12 protein-coding genes are annotated in these 16,570 nt (G+C 69.2%); 4 read left to right on the top strand and 8 right to left on the bottom strand.

All coding sequences use genetic code 11. The features are described 5' to 3' along the window. Positions 1–3 precede the first annotated feature (3 nt). A complete protein-coding gene (locus tag ACN20J_RS40455) occupies positions 4–810 on the bottom strand; it encodes a LamB/YcsF family protein (RefSeq protein ID WP_190227252.1) in 807 nt (268 codons plus the stop codon). Positions 811–833: 23 nt separating this feature from the next. Next, entirely contained in the window at positions 834–2,213 is a 1,380-nt protein-coding gene (locus ACN20J_RS40450; protein WP_190227251.1) for an MFS transporter, read from the bottom strand. Between the two features lie 561 nt (positions 2,214–2,774). On the opposite strand from ACN20J_RS40450, the gene ACN20J_RS40445 reads away from it, so the two are divergent. From ACN20J_RS40445 to ACN20J_RS40430, 4 genes are all read left to right on the top strand, one after another. Next, on the top strand, positions 2,775–3,410 hold the full coding sequence (locus tag ACN20J_RS40445; RefSeq protein ID WP_190227250.1) for an RraA family protein: 636 nt from the start codon (positions 2,775–2,777) through the stop codon (positions 3,408–3,410). Beyond that, complete coding sequence (locus tag ACN20J_RS40440; protein ID WP_419667854.1) at positions 3,410–4,477, top strand: D-2-hydroxyacid dehydrogenase; 1,068 nt, start codon at positions 3,410–3,412, stop codon at positions 4,475–4,477. The genes ACN20J_RS40445 and ACN20J_RS40440 overlap by 1 nt, the downstream gene beginning before the upstream one ends. Before the next feature lie 165 nt (positions 4,478–4,642). Continuing rightward, positions 4,643–5,011 (top strand): low affinity iron permease family protein, encoded by a 369-nt coding sequence (locus tag ACN20J_RS40435; protein ID WP_190227248.1) that lies wholly within the window; start codon positions 4,643–4,645, stop codon positions 5,009–5,011. Positions 5,012–5,125: 114 nt separating this feature from the next. After that, entirely contained in the window at positions 5,126–5,617 is a 492-nt protein-coding gene (locus ACN20J_RS40430) for a nucleotidyltransferase domain-containing protein (RefSeq protein ID WP_361892732.1), read from the top strand. Positions 5,618–5,680: 63 nt separating this feature from the next. Here the strand turns inward: ACN20J_RS40430 and ACN20J_RS40425 are convergent, their stop codons facing one another. The 6 genes from ACN20J_RS40425 to ACN20J_RS40400 form a co-directional block, all read right to left on the bottom strand. Continuing rightward, complete coding sequence (locus tag ACN20J_RS40425; protein WP_419667853.1) at positions 5,681–7,297, bottom strand: glycoside hydrolase family 13 protein; 1,617 nt, start codon at positions 7,295–7,297, stop codon at positions 5,681–5,683. 168 nt (positions 7,298–7,465) lie between these two features. After that, the gene (locus ACN20J_RS40420) at positions 7,466–8,341 is read right to left on the bottom strand and encodes a carbohydrate ABC transporter permease (RefSeq protein ID WP_361990549.1); all 876 of its coding nucleotides are present in this window, start codon (positions 8,339–8,341) and stop codon (positions 7,466–7,468) included. 19 nt (positions 8,342–8,360) lie between these two features. After that, complete coding sequence (locus ACN20J_RS40415; protein ID WP_361892429.1) at positions 8,361–9,323, bottom strand: carbohydrate ABC transporter permease; 963 nt, start codon at positions 9,321–9,323, stop codon at positions 8,361–8,363. A gap of 146 nt (positions 9,324–9,469) precedes the next feature. Then, positions 9,470–10,888, bottom strand: coding sequence for an ABC transporter substrate-binding protein (locus ACN20J_RS40410; RefSeq protein ID WP_361922066.1), 1,419 nt, complete (start codon positions 10,886–10,888; stop codon positions 9,470–9,472). Positions 10,889–11,109: 221 nt separating this feature from the next. Beyond that, entirely contained in the window at positions 11,110–12,120 is a 1,011-nt protein-coding gene (locus tag ACN20J_RS40405) for a LacI family DNA-binding transcriptional regulator (protein WP_189839711.1), read from the bottom strand. A gap of 100 nt (positions 12,121–12,220) precedes the next feature. Continuing rightward, on the bottom strand, positions 12,221–16,504 hold the full coding sequence (locus tag ACN20J_RS40400; RefSeq protein ID WP_419667852.1) for a discoidin domain-containing protein: 4,284 nt from the start codon (positions 16,502–16,504) through the stop codon (positions 12,221–12,223). Positions 16,505–16,570 lie beyond the last annotated feature (66 nt).

The raw sequence follows: 16,570 nt of genomic DNA, 5'->3' as shown, positions 1-16,570 counted from the left end.
GCCTCAACGGGCGAGCGCGACCTCGGACTTCTCCTTCAGGACGTCCCGCAGACCCGCGACACGCACGTCCGCCTTGTCGAGCGCGGCCCGCAGCGCGATGCCGTTCTGCAGGACGGTCGGGTGGTCCCCGTGCAGGAGCAGTACGTCGGCGTCGTGGCCCAGCGGTACGACGTTGCCGTCGACCGAGCGCACAGTGCCCTCCTGTACGACCTGGACGGAGCGTTCGCCGATGAGCTCGGGGTCGTGGATCAGGCCCTTTTCGTGCGACCGCGCGACGGGCATGCCGTCGTCGCCGTAGCCACGGTCGGCCAGGAACACGTAACCGACCTCGAGGCCGCGCTTGCGCGACTCCTCGGCGAGCAGGCCGCGTTGACAGATCACGACGTAGTCCGTGTTGTACGCGGCGATCGCGTCCGTGATGGCGCGGGCGTGCTTGGCGTCGGTCTGCGCGATCGATCCCATCCGGCCGTGGGGCGCCACGTGGGTGATCGTGCCGCCGTGCACCCGCGCGAAGGCGTCGAGCGCCCCGAGCTGGTAGAGGACGTCGGTGCGGATCTCCTCCTCCGACGCCTCGATGAGCCGGCGGCCGAACCCGACGAGGTCGGGGTATCCGGGGTGCGCGCCGAGTTCGATGCCGCGCTCCACGCAGTCGGCGACGGTCTTGTCCATGACGCGCGGGTCACCGGCGTGGAAGCCGCAGGCGATGTTCGACGCGGTGACGAGGCCGAGCAGGGCGTCGTCGTCCCCGATCGTGTAGTTGCCGAAGCTCTCGCCGAGGTCGGCGACGACGGCTACCGAGTTGATTCCCATGGTGTCTCCCGGGTGTTGGCGGCTCAGTGGGATGCCAGTGGACGACCCTTGGTCTCGCGTACGAACGCGATGCTGACCAGGGTGATCAGGGCGGTGATGATGGCGGCGAAGGCCGGGACCAGGTTGGACCCGGTCGATTCGATGAGCTCGGTCATCAGCAGCGGAGCACTGCCGCCGAAGATGATCGTCGAGATGCTGAACCCGATGCTGTAGGCGGAGTAGCGGACCGTGGTCGGGAACATCTCGGCGAGCACGGTGTGCACCACGGCGGCGTGGCCGGAGAAGGCGATCGCGAGCACGGTGGTGCCGATGCACGCCAGCCCGAACTCACCGGTGGTGATGAGCAGGAACATCGGGTAGGACACGACGGCCATCGCGACGGCCGAGATCACCAGCACGGGTTTGCGGCCGATACGGTCCGACAGCCGGGCCATGAGGGGGATGCAGACGGCGATGGCGACCAGGCTGAACGCCGTGACGGTGAGCGCCCGCAGCATGGAGAAGTTGTTGTCGTCGCCGAGCGAGGTCTTGAGATAGGTCGGCATGTAGACGAACAGCAGGTAGTAGCCGGGGCCGTTGAGCGCGGGCAGGAAGATCGTGAGCACGATCGCCTTCAGGTGCCGCGGCGAAGTGAGCGCGTCCTTAAGGGGGTTGCGTACGACGGTGTTGCGCTCACGCAGTGCCGTGAAGTGCGGGGTCTCCTCCAGCTGGCGTCGGATGTAGAAGCCGACGTAGCCGAGCGGGACGGCGACGAGGAAGGGGATCCGCCAGGCCCAGGAGGCCATGGCGTCGTCGCCGAGCGTGGAGATGAGGACGGCCGAGAAGGCGCTGCCGACCATGAGCGCGATGAACGAGCCGACGGCGATGAAGCTCATCATGTAGTTGCGGCGGGCGTCCGGGGCGTATTCGCCGACGAACGACATGGCGCCCGCCACCTCGCCACCGGCCGAGAAGCCCTGCAGCACCCGGAGCGCGACCAGCAGAACGGGCGCGGCGACGCCGATGGCGGCGTGGGAGGGGATGAGACCGATCGCCGCCGTGGCTGCGGAGATCAGCACCAGCAGGGTGGCCAGCAGTCTCTTCCGCCCGAGCCTGTCTCCCAGGTACCCGCAGATGACGCTGCCGAAGGGCCGCGCGACAAAGCTGACCAGGAAGCCGACGTTGGTGAGGAAGAGCCCGCCGGCTTCCGCCTCGCCCATGATGTTGATCGCGAGGTAGGTGACGAGCAGGCCGTAGATGCCGTAGTCGTACCACTCGACGAAGGAGCCTATGGCTCCGGCGACGGTGGCCTTGCGGACCACCTTGCCGTCCGCGGTGACCACACCGGCCGTGGTCGCGTCGAGCGGGTCCGACGATGCCTCGTGACGGTCCGACGTCGTGTCGAGCCGATCTGACGTTGTCATGCGTTCACCTTCAGGTCGTGGACCCCGGGGACGGTGTCCTGAACAGTCGTACGCTGAACGTCGTCGCTGCCGGCGGTCGCCCATGTGCCGGGGTGTTCCGCCTGCGTTCCGGATCCTCGTGGGAAGGCGACGTCGACACCTCGGCGGGCAAGCGGCGTCGGTGTCGTCGGAGGATGTCTGGAGGTGTCGGTGGACGGCTGGTGACGCCCCCACCCCGCCCCGTTCGCGCCAGTGGAGCACGTCCTGGAGCGGACCGTAGGGGCACATCCGAGCCAAGTTGCGACTCGAATCTCGAATGAGAATAGATTCGCAAGTTGGGGTGGTCAAGGATGGAAGTTGCCGCCAGGTAAAACTTGCGGTTCGGGCGTGATTCCGGCCTCGGCCACCGGAACTTCACCGGACGGACGGCGACCCGGCGGCCGCCCGCCGGCCCCTTGACAGCCACCCGCGGGGCCGCACCACCTCCCCGGCCCACCCTTGTCTCGCGGCACGGATGGATGCACACTGACTCTCGCGAAACGCGAAACCTTTCGCATTTCCCATCAGTCGCAGGAGACCGTGATGACCCAAGACAACGTGCGTGTGGCCCCTGCCTGGGACCGCCCGGACCAGCAGGTGCTCCAGCGGTTCCGTGAGCACTCCGTGGCCAATCTCGGCGACGCCCTGGACCGGCTGAACATCGTGGACGGCGGGATCTCGCCGGTCTGGCACGGAGCGAAGGCGGTCGGCACCGCGCTGCCCGTACTCACCGTCGCCGGCGACAACAAGGCGGTGATCGCCGCGCTCGACCACATCCGCCCCGGGGACATCCTGGTCATCAACGCCTCGGGCTACGACGGCCGGGCCGTCATCGGCGACAACCTCGCCCAGCGCTTCGACGTGTTCGGCGCCGTCGGCGCGGTCGTCGACGGCTACGTCCGTGACGGCGCGATCATCGAGAAGCTCGGCGTGCCCGTCTTCGCACGCGGGCTCACGCCTGCCGGCCCCTTCAAGAACGGGCCGGGCACGATCGGCGAACCCGTCGCGCTCGGCGGCGTCGTGGTGAACCCCGGCGACATCGTCGTCGCCGACGACGACGGCGTCATCGTCATCCCGCCCCATCGCGCCGAGGAAGCGCTGACGGCGGTCGAGGCGATCGTCGCCCGCGAGGCAGACCTCGACGCCGAGGTCGCGGAACTGCGGAGTCGAATCGCCTGATGGGAACCGAGGAACGAGACCCCGGCAGGCTCCGGGTCGCGGTCGCCGCACCGCTGTCGGAGGAGAACCGCGCGCGGATCCTCGCGCTTGAACCACGGATCGACCTCGTCGTCGACCAGGCCCTGCTCCCGCCGATGCGGTGGCCCGCCGACTTCGCCGGTGACCCGTCCTGGCACCGCACGCCGGCACAGCAACAGGCCTACGACGCGGCCCTCGACTCGGCCGACGCGCTCTACGGCATCCCCGACGTGGACCCGGCCGCCCTGGCACGAACGGTCCGCGCCAACCGGGGGCTGCGCTGGGTGCACACGATGGCCGCGGGCGGCGGCAGCCAGGTGAAGGCCGCGCGGCTCACCGCCGACGAGCTCGAACGGGTCCTGTTCACCACCTCCGCCGGAGTGCACGGGCAGCCGCTCGCAGAGTTCGCCGTCTTCGGCGTGCTCGCCGGAGCCAAGGGTCTCCCCCGCCTGATCCGAGGGCAACGCGATCACGAGTGGGGCGGCCGTTGGACCATGGGGCAGGTCAGCGAGCAGACGATCCTGGTGCTCGGCCTCGGCGGCATCGGCCGGGTCGTCGCCCAGAAGCTGCACGCGCTGGGCGCCAGGGTCATCGGAACGAGCAGGCGCGGAACCGGAGTTCCCGGGGTCCACGAGGTCGTACCCCTCGACCGGATCGCCGAGGTCGCACCGACGGTGGACGCCGTCGTGAACACGCTCCCCGGCACCGCGGCGACCGAGCACCTGCTCGACAAGCGGTTCTTCGACGCCCTGCGGCCCGGCGCGACCCTCGTGAACGTCGGCCGCGGAAGCGTCGTCGACGAGGCCGCCCTGATCGAGGCCCTCGACTCCGGCAGAGTCGGCTTCGCGGCACTGGACGTCTTCGAGACGGAACCACTCCCGTCCCACAGCCCCCTCTGGAACCACGACCATGTGCTGGTGAGCCCCCACACCGCCGCCCTCAGCACCGCCGAGGACCGCCTCATCGCCGAACTCTTCGCCAGCAACGCCACCCGGCTCCTCGACGGAGAGAGCCTGGTGAACCGCGTGGACACGGTGGAGTTCTACTGACGACGAGGTATCGGAGGTGTGCGATCACCTCCGTCACATAGTGGCGCCGTGAACGGGCACATGTGTCTCACCCGAACCAGTGGCCGGGCGGACACCTGCCCGCTCGGCGACCCCTGGTCAGAGGCGGAATTCCGCTCGGGCCTCGTGAGAAGGGACGGTGATCTCATGGCACCTCAGCACCCCGCCCACCGGGACGGCGACCGACCGGGCCGGTTCACGCGACTGGCGGAGCACGCCTCGAACTTCACCAGCTCCCCCGGCTTCTTCGGCGTGTGCCTCGTTCTGGTCGCCGGCTCGATCACCGCGCACGCACTGAAGCTGCCCACGCAGTGGCTGCTGGTGGTGGGCGAGGCGATGTCCGCCGTATCGCTGCTGCTCCTGGCACTGCTGAAGAACTCCGAGCGGCGCGCCGAGCACGCCATCCAGCGCAAACTCGACGCCATCGCCGCCGCGTTGCTGGAGATCCGGCAGGACGAACCGGGCACCGCGAGCGAGGAACTCCGCGAGGCCATCAGTATGGAGAAGCAGATCTGACCGTCCCAGGTACGGCCCGGCCCATCCCCCTCGTCGCCACCCCGGTCCCGCTGCTCGGCGCCACCACAAATCCGCTCGCCCGCCCGGCCGCCGGACCGCTACCGTGCCCGCGTGATGACCGCCGACGACGTGCTGTCCGTTCTCGCCCTGCTGCGTGCCGCTGATGTCGAGGTCTGGGTGGGCGGCGGGTGGGGCATCGACACGCTGGTCGGGGAGCAGACGCGGCGGCACCGCGACCTGGACCTGATGCACCGGGAGGACCAGGAGCCGGCCGTCGTGGCGGCTCTCGCGGAGGCCGGGTTCGTCGAGACGTTCGACGGGCGTCCCGTGCGATTCGTGGTCACGGACCCGCGCGGTCGCGAGATCGATCTGCACCCGTTGGTCTTCGCGGCGGACGGGTCCGCGGTGCAGGCCTCCCCCGACCCGCACCGCCCGTTCGTCTATCCCGCCCCGTGCTTCGTCAGCGGCACGATCCTGGGGACCGCCGTCCCCTGTCTGTCGGCCGAGCAGCAGGTCTACTTCCATCAGGGGTACGAACCGGCCGACCACGACCGCCACGACATGGCTCAGCTCCGCCGGGTCTTCGGCGTCACCACCCACTTCTGACCGGGCGCCGCAGGGCGTCGGGGAAGCCCTGCGTGGCCACGGCTAGGCCACGTTCTGGTGCCCTCAATCGCGCAACCACACCGCCGTGTCGGAGGGCAGCCTGCCGTCGGTGTCCAGTGGTCCGCTGGAGAGCAGGATCTCCGTATGGTCCGGCAGGGCGGCCGGGGTGTCGGCCAGGTTCGTGACGCAGATCAGGTCCGGGGAGCGGCGGAAGGTGAGGACGCCGTCGGAAGAGGGCAGCCATTGCAGCGGGCCGTCGCCCAGGGCCGGGTCGGCGCGGCGCAGGCCCAGTGCGGCGCGGTAGAGGTTGAGCATGGAGTCGGGGTCGTCGCCCTGGCGGTCGGCCGCGTAGGCGGACCAGCCGTCGGGCTGTGGCAGCCAGGGTTCTGTGCGTGAGCCGAAACCGGCGTACGGGGCGTCGGCCGTCCACGGCAGCGGGACACGGCAGCCGTCGCGGCCCGGGTCGGTGCCACCGGAGCGGAAGTGCATCGGGTCCTGGATGCGGTCCCGGGGGATCTCCGCTTCGGGCAGGCCCAGTTCCTCGCCCTGGTAGATGTAGACGGAGCCGGGCAGAGCGAGGGTGAGAAGCGCGGCGGCACGCGCCCTGCGGGTGCCGAGCCGCAGGTCGGCCGGGGTGCCGAAGGCCTTGGTCGCGAAGTCGAAACCGGTGTCCTGCCGCCCGTAACGGGTGACCGTGCGGGTCACGTCGTGGTTGCACAGCACCCAGGTGGCCGGCGCACCGACCGGGGCGTGTTCGGCGAGGGTGTCGTCGATGGCGGCGCGCAGCCGGGCGGCCTCCCACGGGCACGACAGGAAGGAGAAGTTGAACGCGGTGTGCAGTTCGTCGGGGCGCAGGTAGCGGGCGAACCGTTCGGAGTCCGGCAGCCACACCTCGCCGACGAAGACGCCGTCGTACTCGTCGGCGATCCGCCGCCAGGAGCGGTAGATCTCGTGCAGGTCGTCCCGGTCGATGTACGGGTGGGGGTCGCGCCCCTCCACGAAGTCGGGCAGGTCGGGGTCCTTGGCGGGCAGCGCCGCGGAGTCGATGCGTACGCCCGCCACCCCGCGCTCGAACCAGAACCGCAGCACCTCTTCGTGTTCCTCCCGCACCGCGGGGTGGGCCCAGTTGAGGTCCGGCTGCTCCGGCGTGAACAGGTGGAGGTACCACTCGCCGTCCTCGACCCTGGTCCAGGTGCGGCCGGAGAACTGTGACGGCCAGTTGTTGGGCGGGAGTTCGCCGTGTTCGCCGCGGCCGGGGCGGAAGTGGAAGAGCTTGCGTTCGGGGCTGCCCGGTCCGGCGGCGAGCGCGGCGCGGAACCAGGGGTGCTGGTCGGAGACATGGTTGGGCACGATGTCCACGATGGTGCGGATGCCCAGCTCGCGGGCCTCGGTGATCAGTCGCTCGGCCTCGCCGAGGTCGCCGAAGGCGGGGTCGATGGTGCGGTAGTCGGCGACGTCGTAGCCCCCGTCGGCGAGCGGGGACAGGTACCAGGGGGTGAACCAGATCGCGTCGACGCCCAGTTCGGCGAGGTGGGGCAATCTCGACCGTACGCCCGCGAGGTCCCCGGTGCCGTCGCCGTCGCCGTCGGCGAAGCTGCGCGGGTACACCTGGTAGATGGCGGCACCGCGCCACCAGTCGTCGGTGTGGCCGGGGGTCTTACCGGGCTGAGGGGCTGCCACGTGTCGGTCCTTTCGGGGCAGGGGTGGTCTCCGCCGCCGCCCCGGACAGCGAGGCGTCGGGAACGGGGCGGCGGCGGAGGATCGGTGGGGGCACCTGCGTGGTGTTCGCTGCGGGTGGTGCCCGGACTGCGGGTGACCGCGGGTGGTGTCCGTACGGCGTGTGCCAGGTCAGCCCTTGAGGCCGCCCGCCGTCAGGCCGCTCATGATGTTGCGCTGGAAGACGAGGAAGAGGATCAGCGTGGGCAGGGACGCGATGGTCAGGGAGGCGATCAGCACGTTCTCGGGCACGCTGGTGGCGAGCGAGTAGATGCCGACGGCGAGGGTCTGCTTCGACGGGTCGGGCAGGACGAGCATCGGCCAGAGGAAGTCCTTCCAGACGCCGACGACGGCGAAGATGGACACCACACCGAGGATGGGCCGGGAGACCGGCAGCACGATGGACCACAGGACGCGCAGGGGGCCGGCGCCGTCCATCGACGCCGCGTCGAGCAGTTCCTTGGGAATGGAGTCGAAGAACCGCTTGAGCAGGAAGATGTTGAAGGCGTTGGTGACCGACGGGAGCCAGATCGCCCAGGGCGAGTTGAGCAGGTTGCGTTCGACGATCGGCACGTCCAGCACGGTGAGGTACTGCGGTACGACGAGGACGGTCGCCGGGATCATCAGAGTGGCGAGCATCAGGCCCAGGATCGCCTTGCCGAGTACGGGCCGCAGTTTGGACAGCGAGTACGCGGCGGCGACGTCGAGCACCAGCTGGAAGGCGAGCGCGCCGAAGGCGTAGTAGAGGGTGTTCATCAGGAGTTTCGCCAGGTCCATGACCTCCCAGGCCCGCTGGTAGTTCTCCGCGTGGACGGAGCCCGGCACCCAGGTGGGCGGGGTCTGGACGGCTTCCTGGGTGGTCTTGAGCCCGCCGGACACCATCCAGTACAGCGGGCCGAGGAAGGCCAGCGTGAACAGGACGACGACCAGGGCGAAGCACACCCAGTACAGGACCTTGCCGCGCGGGCGGGCCAGTTGGGCGGGTGAGATGAGTGTGCGAGTGGACATGTCCGTGTCTCCCCCGGTCCTAGTCCTGCTCGGCGCGGTTGAGTTTGGTGTACGCGGCCGAGAAGCCGGCCAGCAGCACGAGCAGGAGCAGGCCGAGCGCCGCCGCGGCGCCGTAGTTGTTGAAGTTGAAGGCGTACTGGTAGATCAGGTACACGATGGTGGTGGTGGACCCTTCGGGTCCGGCGCCGCCGGTGAGCAGGAACGGCTCGATGAAGACCTGCATGGTGGCGATGATCTGCATGAGGAGCATCAGCAGCAGGATGAGCCTGGTCTGCGGCACGGTGACGTGCCACACCTTGCGGAGCAGTCCCGCGCCGTCCAGTTCGGCGGCCTCGTACAGCTCACCGGGCACGCCCTGGAGGGCCGCGAGGTAGATCAGTGTCGCGCCGCCCATGTTCATCCAGGTCGAGGCGACCACCACGGAGAGCATCGCGGTGTCGGGGTCCTGCAGCCATTGCTGGGCGGGGACGCCGAAGACGCCGAGTATCTCGTTGAACATGCCGTACCCGGGGTCGTACAGGTACTTGAAGAGCAGGACCGACGCCGTCGGCGGGAGCATCACCGGCAGGTAGACCAGCAGCCTCAAGTAGCCCTGGCCGTGCCGGAATTCGTTGATGATCAGGGCGGTGACGAACGGTACGACGAAGCCGAGGATCAGCGCCAGCACGGTGAACCACAGGGTGTTGCGCCAGGCCTGGCCGAAGGCCGGGTCGTTCCAGACGGTGACGAAGTTGTCCCAGCCCACCCAGCTGACGTTGCCGTCCTCGGTCTTCTGGAAGGCGAGGAGGAACTCCCGGACGATCGGATACCAGGAGAAGAAGGCGAAGCAGAGCACCGCGCCGATGAGGAAGCCGTGGGCGGTGATGTTGCGGCGCAGGTTCTTGCCGAACTCGCCGCCCGGCAGGTGCGGGGCACCGGCGCGGGGCCTGCGGGGGCGGCGGTCCTTGACCACCGGGTCCTTGGTGAGGATGGGGGCCGACATGGTCGCTCCTTGACGTACTGCGGTGCCGTCGGACGGGTCGGGTTCCGGGCACATGCCGTGGGAGGTCGGGCTCTCGCCCGCGCCGCCGGTGAACGGCGGCGCGCGGGCGGGCCGGACGGTGGTGACACCGCCCGGCCGCCGCGTGGTCACTGGGTGGCGAGGACCTTGTTGACCTGGGACTCGGCGGTGGACAGGAGCTTGTCGATGTCGGCGTCCTTGTTGGTGAGGATGCCCGACATGACGTTGTCGAGGACCTTGTAGATCTCCTGGGCCTTCGGCGGTTCGGCCTTGCCCGGGACCGCGTTGTCGGTGAAGGCCTTGAAGTTCTCCACCGGCATGGTGGCGAACTCCTGGCGGGCGGCGTCGTCCTTGGTCTTGGAGCCGTTCAGCCACAGGTTGGGCTGCGGGAGCCCCACGGGCAGGGCGTCGGCCTTGGACCGCTTCCAGTCGTACTGGCCCTTGCCGACCGTGGTGAACTTGAAGTTCAGCCAGGCGATGGCGGCCTTGACCTTGTCGGCCGAAATGCCCTGCTTGATCATGTAGTTGTTGCCGCCGGCGAGTGTGTTCTCGCCGCCCGGGATCGGCCCCATGCCGAAGTTCTCGTACTTGGCGCCGAGTTGCTGGACCATGTACGTGACGTCGTCGGGCGCGGCGAGGAACATGCCCAGCTTGTCGGTGGCGATCTGCTTCTGGAGGTCGCCCCACTTCAGCAGTTGGGTCTTGCCCATGGAGTCGTCGTCCCAGCGCATGGCGTGGAGGTTCTCGGCGACCTGCTTGCCGGTCGCGTCGTTGAAGGCGGCCTTCTTGCCACTGGCGTCGACGACGTCGCCGCCGAGGCTGTACATCTGCGCGGTGAAGTGCCAGCCACCGGTGTTGGCCGCGCTGTACTCGCCGAATCCGGCGACACCGCCGCCGAGGTCCGCGATCTTCTTGGCCGCGGTGCGGACTTCCTCCCAGGTCGCCGGCGGGGTGTCCGGGTCGAGGCCGGCTTCCTTGAACAGCTTGCGGTTGATGAGCAGGCCCATGCGGTAGTTGCTGGTGGGCAGGCCGTAGAGCTTCCCGTCCTTCTTCAGCGAGCTGAGGACGTCGGGGTCGATGTCCTTGAGCAGCGGGACGCTCTTGTCGTTGACGTACGCGGTGATGTCCTGGGCGCCGTCGTTGTCGAGGACCTGGGGCAGGTCGGTGAAGTACGTGTAGAAGACGTCGGGTTGGGACTTCGCCTTGAGCATCGCGGTGAAGCGCGGCGGTTCCAGACACTGGCCCGGCGTGGAGCGGCCCTTGATGGTGACGCCCGGGTACTTCTTGTTGAACTCCTTGACGTCCTCGTTCCACTGCCTGAGCTCGGCCGCCTTCGCCGCGGGGGGCATGCAGTCGATGGTGATGGACACCTTGGTCTTCGGGTCCAGCGGTGCGGCGGGGTCGGCTTTCGCACTGTTGCCTGAGCCGTTGTCGCCGTCGTCGTCGCTGCTGCTCGTGCCGCAGGCGGCGAGTGCGGTCAGCGTGAGCGCGGAGGCGAGGGTGACCGCGCCGGCGCGGCGGGTGCGGCGGAACCGAGCTCTTCTCATGGGTGGTCCCCTTCGGGCATGAACGTGGAAGGCGCCCTCATCGCCGGTGCGATGTGGGGCGCCGCACACTCAACCACCACGAACAAGTGACCGCAATATCTCGCGCATGCTTCGTAAATGTTTGACAGAAGGATGTATACGGTTGATCTCAAGGAGGCTTGTGCGCGCAAACCAAAGCGCGGTGGGCCAGGTCCGGCCTCACCGCGCTTCGGTCTTACGTACTAGCCCCGAGGGGCCTGTGTCGTCGAGCCGCGGACCACCAGCTCCGGCTCGAACAGGAGCTCACCGGGCTGGACCTCACCGCCCTGGATCTGGGTGCAGAGCAGGTCCACGGCGGCCCGTCCCATGGCCTCGATGGGCTGGCGCACGGTGGTCAGCGGGGGTTCGGTGCAGTTCATGAAGGCGGAGTCGTCGAAGCCGACGACGGAGACCTGCTCGGGCACCGAGAGGCCGCGCCGCCGGGCCGCGCGGATGGCACCGAGGGCGAGCGGGTCACTGGCACAGATGATGCCGGTGACGCCCCTGGCCAGCAGGCGGGTGGTCGCCGCCTGGCCGCCCTCCAGGGAGAACATCGACCGCTCCACGCAGTCGTCGGGCAGGGACCTGCCGGCCGCCTCGGCGCCGGCCCGCGCGGCGGCCAGCTTGCGCCGGGAGGGGATGTGGTCGGCCGGTCCGAGGACCACGCCGATGCGCTCGTGCCCCAGCAGGGTCAGGTGGCGCCACGCCTGCTCGACCGCGACGGCGTCGTCGCAGGAGACACAGGGGAAGTCCAGTTCCTCGACCGGGGCGTTGATCAGCACGACCGGGATGCGCCGTTCGGCGAGCTGCCGGTAGTGGTCGTGCGGGGCGTCGGCCTGGGCGAACAGGCCGCCGGCGAAGACCACTCCGGACACGTGCTGCTGGAGCAGCAGGTCGACGTAGTCCGCCTCGGAGACGCCGCCCTTGGTCTGGGTGCACAGCACCGGTGTGAGCCCCTGCTGGGCGAGCGCACCGCCGATGACTTCGGCGAGCAGGGGGAAGATCGGGTTCTGCAGCTCGGGCAGGACCAGGCCGACCAGACGCGCCCGCTCGCCGCGCAGCTGGGTGGGACGCTCGTAGCCGAGAACGTCCAGCGCGGTGAGCACGGACTGCCGGGTGGTGTCCGAGACTCCGGGCTTGCCGTTGAGGACTCGGCTGACCGTGGCCTCGCTGACACCTACCTTCTTGGCTACCTGAGCAAGTCGTCGCGTCATGAGCGCAAGGCTAGCGCAAGCCGCGCAAACGGCTTGCGCCAGCCTTTGTGCCTCCGTTCCGTCTCCGTGAGGGACCGGTGGACGCCTTTCGGCGGACAGGTCAGGGATTGATGTTGATCCTGAAGGTGGAGGTGGTGTTGCGGATGTCCACGGCGTTGCCGTTGAGGCGCAGGCCGTTGAAGGTGACCTCACCGACCGCCGGACCCTGCTCCGGTTCCGGCATCTCGTTGGCCCACAGTCCGAACCCGGACTTCGCGTCGTAGGCGTCACCGCTCTTGCGCGCACCCGTGATCGAGATGTCGGTGAGAATCGTGTCCTTGATCGGGTTCACCGGCTGCCCGCCCAGGTACTGGGTCTGGAACATGATCCCGTGGTAGGTCGGATCCACGATGTCCACGTCGTTGACGCGGATGCCCTGGAAGACCTTCGAGGCGGAGAACAGCCAGATTCCGGGGAAGGTCTGACTGCCCCAGAAATGGCCGCCGGAGCGGACCACCGAGACGTTCTCCACGGTCGTCGGCTCGGTGCCGAACCCGTTCATCGGATAGCCGAAGTCCAGCGAGCTGATCGTGATGCCCGAGTAGACCAGGGTGTCGGCGATGTGGATGTTGCGGAAGGTGTTGTCGTAGCCGCCGTAGACGGCGATGCCCGCGGCCCGCCAGGTGAGGATCGAGGTCAGGTTCTCGTAGAGGTTGTCCTTCATGTCGGCGCCGCCCGCGTCGATCGCGGAGAACAGCGCGAAGCTGTCGTCGCCGGAGGCCCGGGACTCGTTGTTGACGACGTGGTTGTCCGTCGAGCCGTTGGTCATGTTGACGGCGTCGGCGAACGTGTTGCGGATGCGCGAGTCGCTGATCGTCACCCGGTCCGTGTTGGCGCCCCAGTAGAGGCAGACCATGTGCTCGGTCCAGGTGTTGTCGATGACGATGTCCGACACGTTCGCGAAGTCGAACACCTTGCCGGGACCGTCGATGCGCGAGGTGTAGTTGCCGAAGTAGGCGAAGTTCCTGAACGAGGACCCCTTCGCGGAGTTCTCGGCCCGGAAGCCGACGTCGGTGTTGTCCTGGCCCGACGGGGCGTGGAACTGCGTGTACCAGGGCCCGGCGCCGACCACCTGCACGGCCTTGCCGTACACCTGGAACTTGCTCGACGTCTGGTAGTCGCCCGGCGGGAGGTAGACACCGGTGAGCCTGCCGGTGGTGTCCATGCGGACCCGGTCCAGGGCGTTCTGTACGTCCTGGTGGCCGAAGCCGGTCGGGACGGCGTACGCGGCCGGGTCCGGGTTGGCGATCGGCGCGACCTGTTCCAGGCTGACGAAGTCGATCGCGTACCGGGAGGTGTTGGCCGTGTCCTTCTGCAACCGGATCTTCGCCCCCGCCGGGACGGTCTCGCCCAGCATCAGGTGCGCCTCGTCGTAGATGTGGCGCGGGGCCCCCGCGGACGGGGAGTTGCCCGGACCTGCCTCCGCCCCGTACAGCCAGGCGTACTTCGAGGTGAGCGGCAGCACCTTGCGGAAGGTGCCGTCGACGTAGACGTTGAGGGTGGCGTCGATGCCGCCGCCGCCCGCGGAGTCCGGGATGGAGAAGCGGGTGACCAGTGTGTTGGTGGCCGCCTTGGTGGTGAACTCCACGTATTCACCGGTGCTGTTGAGGGTGACCGCCTTGCGGCCCGACGCTTCTCCGGCGAGGTCGCCGACGGTCCGGTTGGGCCCGACGGTCGCCGCTCCGCCGCCGGTCGCGCCGTCCTCCGCCTCGTACATGTCGAAGGGCATGTTGGCGCCGCGTCCGACGAACAGGGACTGGGTGGCGCTGTTGTTCTCCCGTTTGACGGGCAGTTCGTTGGCGTCGGCGGCGACGGTCGTACGCACCGTGTACGAGCCGTTGGCCGCGGTCCAGGTGCCCACCGTGACGGCGCCGGTGGTGGCACCGGCCGCGATCGTGCCGTCATACGAGCCGGTCAGGGTCCGCACGGTGGCACCCTTGGAGTCGACCAGTGCGACGGTGATGCCGTGCGCGCCGCCCGCCGAGCCGATGGTGCCCTGGTTGCGCAGGGCGACCTTGAAGGTGACGGTGTCGCCGTCCGCCGGGCCGGAGGGTGACGTGGTCAGTACCGGCACGAGGTCGGAGCTGCTGACCGGGCGCACGACGAGTGAACCGGGGCTGGTGTAGGTGTTGTTGGTCTCGTTCTGCTCGATGACCGCACCGGCCTCGTCGGCGACGGCACTGAGCTGGTAGGTGCCCGCGTCGCGTGCCCCGATGGAGGCGGTGACGGTGCGTTGTGCTCCGGCCGCGAGGGCGCCGACGGCCGCCGTGGCGACCTTGGTGCCGCTCAGGCGCAGTGCGACGGCGCTGGCCGGTGCGGCGGCCTCGCCGCTGTTGCGGACGGTGGCCGTGAGGGTGATCTCGTCGGACTCGACCGGTGAGGCCGGCGAGGCGGTCAGCGCGGTGACCTCGAGGTCCGGGTTGGGTGCGGCGGTTCCGATCACCTGGAACTCGGCGATCTGTCCGGCCGGGGCGCCCGTGTTGGAGGTGAAGCGCAGCTGCACGTCGGCCACCCGTGCAGTGAGGGGCACGGTCACGCTGTTGCCGCTGGACGGGTTGAAGGCGTAGTCCTTCGCGGCGACCAGGCCGGTGTAGCCGGTGGCGTCCTGCTCGCGGCCGAGGACCTGGATGTTCTGGGTCCGGGCGCCCCAGGCGTTGTCCGGGTTGAGCTTGAGGACGAGCGAGGAGACGTCGGCGTTGGCTCCGAGCTTCACGGTGAGGGTGGCCGGATGGCCGGAGCCCTCCCAGTAGGTGGAGGTGCTGTTGTCGTTGGCGTTCTCGGCGACGAAGGTGTGCACGGTCGAGGAGGCCGTGATCGGCTTGCCCACCGAGAGGTTGGAGCCGGGGCCCGAAGTCCCGTTGCGCGTCACGGTGTTGCTGTCGCCGGACACGTTTCCGGCGGCGTCCTTGGCCCGTACGAAGTAGGAGACCGTGGCACTCGCGGAGCGGTTGTCGGTGTACGTGGTGACGGTACCGGCGACCGTGGTGAGCAGGCTGTTGTTGGCGTACACGTCGTAGCCGGTCACGCCGGTGTTGTCGCTGGAGGCGTTCCAGGCGAGCCTGATCTGCCCGGCGGCCGGTTCGGTGAGGGCCAGGTTCGCGGGCACGGTGGGTGCCTGGGTGTCACCGTTCTCGCCGCGGCGGGTGACGGTGTTGCTGTTGCCTGAGACGTTCCCGGCGGCGTCCCTGGCCCGCACGAAGTAGGAGACCGTGGCACTCGCGGGACGGTTGTCGGTGTACGTGGTGACCGTGCCCGCGACGCTGGTGAGCAGCTCGTTGTTGGCGTACACGTCGTAACCGGTCACGCCGGTGTTGTCGTCGGACGCCTTCCAGGCCAGCCGGATCTGGCCGGTGGCGGGCTCGGTGTAGGCGAGGTCCGCGGGGGCGTCCGGCGCCTGAGTGTCGCCGCTCGCCGGGCCGTAGACCTCGAGCTCGGACAACTGGGCGGCGGGCTGACCGGTGTTGGCGGTGACCAGCACCCGCACGTACCGGGTGGTCGTCGGGTCGAAGGAGATCGTCACCGAGTTGCCGTCGCCCGGCGCGAAGGCGTAGGCCTTGGGGGCGGTCAGGTCGGAGAAGTCACTCCCGTTGGCGCTGCCCTGGATCTTCAGGGTCTGGCTGCGGGCTCCCCAGCCGTCAGGCAGGCGCAGCACCACCCGGTCGACGCGCAGGGAGGAACCCAGGTCCGCCTGGATCCACTGCGGCAGGTCGTTGTTGCGGCTCTCCCAGTAGGTGGCCTTGTTGCCGTCGGCCGCGTTGGCCGGCACGTAGGTCTCGTGGTGACTGGCGGCGGTGAGCGTGCGGCCCCGCGCCAGGTTCGCCGAGGAGTCACCGGACTCGCGGACCTCCAGCTCGGAGAGCTGCGCGGCCTGCCACCCGGAGTTGGCGGTGATGTCGAGCCGCACGTACCGGGCCTGGGCGGCGGGGAAGGTCACCGTCACGGTGTTGGCGCTGCCGGGGCTGAAGGCGTAGGACGCGGAGGTCTTCAGGGTGGTGAAGCTCGTGCCGTCGGCGCTGCCCTGGACGGACAGGGTCTGATTGCGGCTCTCCCAGCCCGACGGCAGCCTCAGCACGACCTCGTCCACGCGGGCGGTGGCGCCCAGGTCCGTCTGGATCCACTGGGGGAGGCTGCTCCCCGCGCTCTGCCAGTACGTTCCCTGGTCGCCGTCGGTGATGTTGCGTGCGGCGTACTCGGCGTGGGCGCTACTGGCGGTGGCGGGCCGTCCGGCGGCGAGGTTGGGCCCGGCAGCCGCCGCGGCGGCGGTCAGCGACGGCAGGCCCAGCAGGAGCAGAGCGGTCGTCAGGACGGCGGCGATCCCCCGCCATCCCCGGCGTTGCGGTCTCATGTGTCCCCGATCTCCGACCCGAACCGGATGTGGGCGGCCCCGGGGCGGCTGTGTGGGTGGGTGTCC

Source organism: Streptomyces sp. 2-1 (assembly GCF_048564895.1).
GTDB lineage: Bacteria > Actinomycetota > Actinomycetes > Streptomycetales > Streptomycetaceae > Streptomyces > Streptomyces phaeochromogenes.
The sequence above is the reverse complement of the archived record's forward strand: the minus strand, read 5'-3'. Positions and strand labels throughout refer to the sequence as shown.